A 7,166-nucleotide genomic window follows, 5' to 3' on the forward strand; every position below is an offset into this window, starting at 1 on the left:
ATATCAGCGAGTTGACCATGCAGCGTATTTTAATCGTTGAAGACGAACAAAAAACAGGTCGTTACCTGCAGCAGGGACTGGTTGAGGAAGGCTATCAGGCCGATCTCTTTAATAATGGCCGCGATGGTCTCGGGGCCGCGTCGAAGGGACAGTATGATTTGATAATACTGGACGTGATGCTGCCTTTCCTCGACGGGTGGCAAATCATCAGCGCACTGAGGGAGTCCGGGCACGAAGAACCGGTCCTGTTTTTAACCGCAAAGGACAACGTGCGGGACAAAGTGAAAGGACTGGAGCTTGGCGCAGATGACTACCTGATTAAGCCCTTTGATTTTACGGAGCTGGTTGCACGTGTAAGAACCCTACTGCGCCGGGCACGCTCGCAGGCCGCAACAGTCTGCACCATCGCCGATATGACCGTTGATATGGTGCGCCGGACCGTGATCCGTTCGGGGAAGAAGATCCATCTCACCGGTAAAGAATACGTTCTGCTTGAGTTGCTGCTGCAACGCACCGGAGAAGTGTTACCCAGGAGTCTTATCTCGTCCCTGGTCTGGAACATGAATTTTGACAGTGATACGAATGTGATTGATGTCGCCGTGAGACGTCTGAGAAGTAAAATTGATGATGACTTTGAGCCAAAACTGATCCATACCGTTCGCGGTGCCGGATATGTCCTGGAGATCAGAGAAGAGTGAGGTTCAAAATTTCCCTGACCACACGCCTGAGCCTGATTTTTTCTGCGGTGATGCTTACGGTATGGTGGTTATCAAGTTTTATCCTGATTAGCACCCTTAATGGCTATTTCGATAATCAGGACCGCGATTTTCTGACAGGTAAACTTCAGCTCACCGAAGAGTTTCTTAAAACAGAGACGTTCCGGAACAAAACGGATATTAAGTCATTATCAGAAAAAATAAACGATGCGATGGTAGGGCACAATGGTTTATTCATTTCTATAAAAAACATGGAAAATGAAAAAATTGTTGAACTCTATGCCAAAAATTCTGTTGTTCCAGCGGTCCTGCTTAATAAGTCGGGTGATATTCTCGACTATATGATCCAGACGGAAGAAAATAACACCGTGTACCGCAGTATCTCGCGGCGGGTTGCCGTGACGCCGGAACAGGGTAAAAGCAAACATGTCATCATTACGGTTGCCACGGATACTGGGTATCACACCCTGTTTATGGACAAACTCAGTACCTGGCTGTTCTGGTTCAATATCGGTCTGGTCTTTATTTCTGTTTTTCTGGGCTGGCTGACCACACGTATTGGTCTGAAACCGTTACGGGAAATGACCAGTCTGGCTTCCTCCATGACTGTACAAAGCCTGGATCAGCGTCTAAATCCCGATCTGGCTCCGCCGGAAATCTCTGAGACCATGCAGGAGTTCAATAATATGTTTGATCGCCTGGAGGGGGCATTCCGGAAACTGTCAGATTTCTCGTCTGACATCGCGCATGAGCTGCGCACACCAGTCAGTAATCTGATGATGCAGACGCAGTTTGCACTGGCTAAGGAAAGGGATGTTTCGCATTACCGCGAAATTTTATTCGCTAACCTGGAAGAACTGAAAAGGTTGTCACGAATGACCAGTGACATGCTTTTTCTGGCACGTTCAGAGCATGGTCTGCTGCGGCTGGATAAACATGATGTGGATCTGGCAGCCGAACTGAATGAATTACGTGAGTTGTTCGAGCCCCTGGCAGACGAAACAGGAAAGACAATCACGGTTGAAGGAGAGGGCGTTGTTGCCGGAGACAGCGATATGCTCCGACGTGCTTTCAGTAACCTGCTTTCCAATGCAATCAAGTATTCTCCCGATAACACCTGTACAGCGATACACCTTGAGCGTGACAGTGACTGTGTGAACGTGATGATTACGAATACGATGTCCGGCCAGGTTCCCGCTAATCTGGAACGTTTGTTTGACCGGTTCTATCGCGCAGACTCATCAAGGTTCTACAACACGGAAGGCGCGGGGCTGGGATTATCAATTACAAGGTCGATCATTCATGCTCACGGCGGCGAGCTGTCAGCAGAACAGCAGGGGCGGGAAATTGTGTTCAGTGTGCGTCTGTTAATGGATTAATACCGTTATTCAGGAGAAACCCGGAAGGTGACAAAAATGTCATCGTTCAGTCACGCGATAAACAGAGGCGGTTTTTTATAATCAGCCATAAATCAGGACAGCGTGATAATTCAATCGCCCGGTTCCTGGCGTGATGATCAACCAGCCCTGAGATCAAATGCTTTCTCTGTTATAAGCATTGATTGTTCGGGTATGAAAACACCGGAGACCCAACCATGAAAAAGATCCTTGTATCCTTTATTGCCATGATGGCTGTCGCTTCATCTGCCTGGGCTGCAGAGACAATGAACATGCATGACCAGGTAAATAATGCCCAGGCGCCTGCCCATCAGATGCAATCATCCGCTGAAAAAAGTGCAGTTCAGGGGGAGAGCATGAAAATGATGGATATGAGCGGTCACGATCAGGCCGCAATGTCCCATGAAATGATGCAAAACGGCAATTCTGCTGCCCATCAGGACATGGCTGAAATGCATAAAAAAATGATGAAATCCAAGCCAGCAGCTTCTAACGAAACAGCAAAATCATTTTCCGAAATGAACGAGCATGAGAAAGCCGCTGTTGTGCATGAGAAGGCGAATAATGGTCAATCTTCCGTTATTCATCAGCAGCAGGCTGAAAAGCATCGCAGCCAGATCACCCAGAATTAACCCGCAGCTCCACTTGTTAGACCCTCATTTGACGCCGAAGTCACTGGCTTACGCTCCCGTCCGGGAGCGTTTTTTTAAACCAAATGAAAGATTATGTCTGTGTATGATTAATCGTAGTCTGCGGCCTGTTATGAACTAAATGAACGACGGACTAAATTTAACATAAGATGGATTATGCGCACTTATAAATCAATGGGTTACGATTTTTCAGGTGCACTTTGCGCACTTGGTTATAGCTTACCAGAGCGGTCGAAGCGTGAACATAAGGGCAAAATCGCGGTGGCAGAAAGCGATATGCGCTGGTGTTCAGATGGCTTCGAGTTCGGCTGCGACAACGGTGAGAAGCTGCGGGTCACGTTCGCGCTGGACTGCTGCGACAGAGAAGCCATAGACTGGGCAGCGAGCACAGGAGGCTACGACAGTTCGACGGTGCAGGATGTGATGCTGAGGTCGGTGGAAAAGCGCTTCGGCGACGGGCTGCCGACCACACCGGTTCAATGGCTGACGGATAACGGTTCAGCATATACCGCGCATGAAACGCGGAGGTTCGCCAGAGAGCTGAATCTGGAGCCGTGTACAACAGCGGTGAGCAGCCCGCAGAGCAATGGCATGGCCGAACGGTTCGTGAAGACGATGAAGGAAGACTATATCGCGTTCATGGCAAAACCAGATGTGAGAACAGCCCTGCGAAACCTTGCAGCAGCGTTCACACATTACAATGAAAACCACCCGCACAGCGCGCTGGGATATCACTCCCCGAGGGAATATCGGCGGCAGCGGACATCGTTAACTTAAGATACAAAAGCTGTCCGGAGATGGCGGGTCAAGATCAGTGCGGTTTATCTATTACCCCCTCTAGATAAATGAGCAGGGACAAACTTCGCCACCCAAGATAGCACTTTTTCTACCGGCATGGGTTTCGCAATACCATAGCCTTGCGCTACATCACAACCTAGGTTCATCAGCAACACTTCGTGCTCAACCGTTTCCACCCCTTCAGCAATAACCTCGCGGTTAAACGATTTCGCTAGGCCGATGATCGCCTTAGTCAGCCCCAAGCTGTCTTTATCGATGAGTATGTCGCGTATAAAAGATTTGTCTATCTTGATTGACTGCGTGGGCAGTTGTTTGAGGTAGCTCAGCGATGAATACCCGGTTCCAAAATCGTCCAACGAAAATGTCACACCCAGATCCTGGCAAGCAATGAGGCACTGAGTGACATGTGGTAAGTGTTCTATCACCACTGATTCGGTAATCTCAATATCCAACATCTGCGGCAAAACATTAGGGTGGCTGTCCAGCAAAAACTTTAGGGACTTTACAAAGTTTTCTTTTTTCAAATGTAATGCTGCAATGTTTACACTCACAGACCACGAATGACCCAAGTCCGCCCATTGTTCTATTTGACTGAGCGCCTGATCTATGACCCACTCGCCGATCTCCACGATCAGATCGCTCTGCTCAATCAACGGTATAAAATACTGCGGTAATATAAGTCCATCTCGCGGATGCTGCCAACGCAATAGTGCTTCAAAACCAATCACTGCCCCACTGCTCAAACTTATTTTTGGTTGATAATGCAAGCATAACTCACCATCATGTAACGCTTGGCGAACCCGTATTACGGTATCAAAAGCTGATTTATCCATCTTATCTTTTGATACATCAAACAAATGGAAACAGTTACGGCCACTTTGTTTGGCCTTATACATAGCCTGATCGGCATGACGTAGCAGTGTATCGGCATTCTCATTATCGTTTGGATAGAGCGTCACACCGATACTGGCGGAAATATTAATGCCTATGCCATCGATGATGTAGACGGCGGAAAGGGCAGCTAAAAGCCTCTGCAGGGCGCTTTCAAACACCTTGGGATCCCGCACACCCAAAATCAGCACGAACTCATCGCCTCCCAAACGGGCTACGGTATCTTCGATACGCATACTATGTTTCAGGCGATCAGCCACCGCCACTAACAGACGATCACCTTTCTCGTGGCCATAGCGGTCGTTAATCTGCTTAAACCCATCGAGATCAAGCACGCCCACGGCAACCGTGCTGGGCTGGCTCTTTGCTTTGACAATAGCCTGATCAAGCGCTTTGGACAGCAAAAAACGATTTGGAAGACCCGTCAGCTCGTCGTGCTCAGCCTGCCATTGCAAGGTTTCCAGAAACTTCCGCTTTTCGGTCACATCGAAACGAATGGAAACGTATTTCTGCACCCGCTGGCTGGCATCATCGTACATGGGTACAATGGTGCTCTCTACCCAATACAGGCTGCCATCCTTTTTACGGTTGCAAATTTCACCTTTCCATACCTGCCCACGTGAAACTTTTTTCCACATATCAATAAAGAACTCAGGGGGATGCTGCCCTGAGTTTAGTATGCGGTGGTTTTGCCCAATCAACTCCTGTGCGCTATAGCCAGAAATATCACAGAACTGTTCATTGACATAGGTGATTATTCCGGATTTATCGGTTTCCGAGAAAATAGCTGCCGCATCCACCGCTGCACGGTATCTTGCACTCATATATAAACCTAATTCACCAAAAAAGTCATAAGGTCACTACCTGTTGAACCGTTCAACCAACGAGTTGAAACCACGGGATGTACTTTCAAGTTCGCGGCCACGAATCACGGCGGAGTTAGCATTCTTCGCTGTTCTCTCAACCGTTCCCGCTACGTTATTAATCTGCCGAGCAATATCTTCAGCGACACTAGCCTGCTCTTCTGAAGCGGCTGCCATTTGCTGGCTCATACCACTGATCCGTTCAACAGCATCGCGAATGCCTTGGAGAGCACACTGCGCCTCTATAACTTGCTGTACACCGTGGTCGGCCTCGCGAATACCGAGTTTGGCAATGCTCACAGCCTCATCTGCGCCTTTTTTAAGGGTTTCAATGACGTTTTGAATTTGTTGAGTCGATACGCGGGTTTTAGCGGCCAAGGCCCGGACTTCATCAGCTACTACCGCAAAACCACGACCCTGCTCACCAGCCCTAGCCGCTTCAATTGCAGCGTTGAGAGCGAGTAGGTTGGTTTGATCAGCAATGGCTTGAATCACCCCCGCAGCAGCCATAATTTGCTGGGTTTCATTGGCAAGGTAATCCACAGCAGTGCTGATATTCGTGACGGTACTGGCCAGCAACTGAATGGCCTCACGGGAAGTACCGGCGACTTTATCACCTTGTTCAGCCAGTTCATTTGCTGCTTGCGCTTCCATGGCGGTTTTTTGAACATGCCATGCCACTTCGTTGATTGAGGCCGCCATCTCCGTCATGGCGGCTGCCGTCATGTCCGTTTCCGCTCGCTGCTCCAGCAAGGCATTTTCAGTTTGGTTCGAGAGTAAGGAGGAATGCGCAGCGGCTTCAGCCACTTGGCTGGCCAGATCGCTTAGCCGAGTCAGTGCGGTTTTAAGGCGTGCATCCTCACTAATCAATATCATTTCCAACTGCGCTGAAGGGCCATACGTATCGCTGTAAGTGATGGCGCTAATCGGATCTGAAAAAGCGTCAGGGGCGCATTTCATGATATGACTCAACTGATGTTCCAGCCGCGTATAGGACCACCATCCTGTAACGAGAAAGAGCACGGCAGTTACCGCTTGTGCTGCCAGGCTTGGCAGCACGCTAGCCGCACCTATTGCCAACGCAGCCGCAGTTGCAGGTAAGACCATCCTCCTCATGAATGCCGCATAATGACGATTTTGGGGAATGGAATTTTTACCTGCACGCAACCGGTCATACAGCTTTTGTGCGCGATCAATTTGCTCCCGAGTCGGCTTGACTCTAACGGACTCGTAGCCTGTTAAGCGGCCATCTTCGAGAATAGGTGTCACATACGCACTGACCCAATAGAAGTCACCATTCTTGCAGCGATTCTTGATGATACCCATCCAGCTTTTGCCAGCCTTCAGATAGCCCCACATCAGCCCGAAAACAGCTGGAGGCATGTCGGGATGACGAACCAAATTGTGCGGACTGCCCAACAACTCTTCACGAGAATAGCCACTTATTCTCATAAACTCGTCATTCACATAGGAAATATTCCCATTCGTATCCGTAGCAGAGATCAATCGCTGCTGGACTGGAAATATTTGTTCAACGGTTGTGACAGGCAGGTTCGAGCGCAAGATGAGTCTCCATGAGCAATAATGGCATTATGCCATAAGGCGTGACTAACGGGTCATGCGAAATAAAGGGAAATCACAGAGCACTGAGATGTTTGTACGCTAAGCCATGGTTCTCAGCTGCAACCATTATCTGACACTGGTGACTTCGGTTGAAGTCCCCCTGCCAGTGCGAATTAGGTTTTGTACGAAAAGTCGTTGTGGCTAAAATTGCCGCCATGACCGGTTGGAGGCCCGTATGGCAAGGCGTTACGAACTTTCTGATGCGTCATGGGAGCTGATCAAGGATTT

General features: G+C 49.0%; 5 protein-coding genes and 1 pseudogene. 4 read left to right on the forward strand and 2 right to left on the reverse strand.

Annotated elements, in window-relative coordinates; all coding sequences use genetic code 11:
• Nucleotides 1-17: 17 nt before the first annotated feature.
• The 4 genes and pseudogenes from pcoR to FHC51_RS22775 all read left to right on the forward strand — a co-directional run.
• Nucleotides 18-698 carry a copper response regulator transcription factor PcoR gene (pcoR, locus tag FHC51_RS22760; RefSeq protein ID WP_001188930.1) on the forward strand — a complete coding sequence of 227 codons (681 nt, stop codon included), beginning with the start codon at nucleotides 18-20 and terminating at the stop codon, nucleotides 696-698.
• Nucleotides 695-2,095 (forward strand): copper resistance membrane spanning protein PcoS, encoded by a 1,401-nt coding sequence (gene pcoS, locus FHC51_RS22765; protein ID WP_220436786.1) that lies wholly within the window; start codon nucleotides 695-697, stop codon nucleotides 2,093-2,095. Before pcoR ends, pcoS begins: the two co-directional genes overlap by 4 nt.
• 215 nt (nucleotides 2,096-2,310) lie before the next feature.
• Nucleotides 2,311-2,745, forward strand: coding sequence for a copper resistance system metallochaperone PcoE (gene pcoE / locus FHC51_RS22770; protein ID WP_004388336.1), 435 nt, complete (start codon nucleotides 2,311-2,313; stop codon nucleotides 2,743-2,745).
• A 240-nt stretch (nucleotides 2,746-2,985) separates the two neighbouring features.
• Nucleotides 2,986-3,540, forward strand: a pseudogene (locus FHC51_RS22775) (DDE-type integrase/transposase/recombinase); the annotation flags it as partial.
• 44 nt (nucleotides 3,541-3,584) lie between these two features.
• Here the strand turns inward: FHC51_RS22775 and FHC51_RS22780 are convergent.
• Nucleotides 3,585-5,276 carry a bifunctional diguanylate cyclase/phosphodiesterase gene (locus FHC51_RS22780; protein ID WP_220436787.1) on the reverse strand — a complete coding sequence of 564 codons (1,692 nt, stop codon included), beginning with the start codon at nucleotides 5,274-5,276 and terminating at the stop codon, nucleotides 3,585-3,587.
• Between the two features lie 36 nt (nucleotides 5,277-5,312).
• A complete protein-coding gene (locus FHC51_RS22785; RefSeq protein WP_220436788.1) occupies nucleotides 5,313-6,878 on the reverse strand; it encodes a PAS domain-containing methyl-accepting chemotaxis protein in 1,566 nt (521 codons plus the stop codon).
• Nucleotides 6,879-7,166: the final 288 nt, after the last annotated feature.

Source organism: Leclercia sp. EC_58 (genome assembly GCF_019584355.1).
Taxonomy (GTDB): domain Bacteria; phylum Pseudomonadota; class Gammaproteobacteria; order Enterobacterales; family Enterobacteriaceae; genus Enterobacter.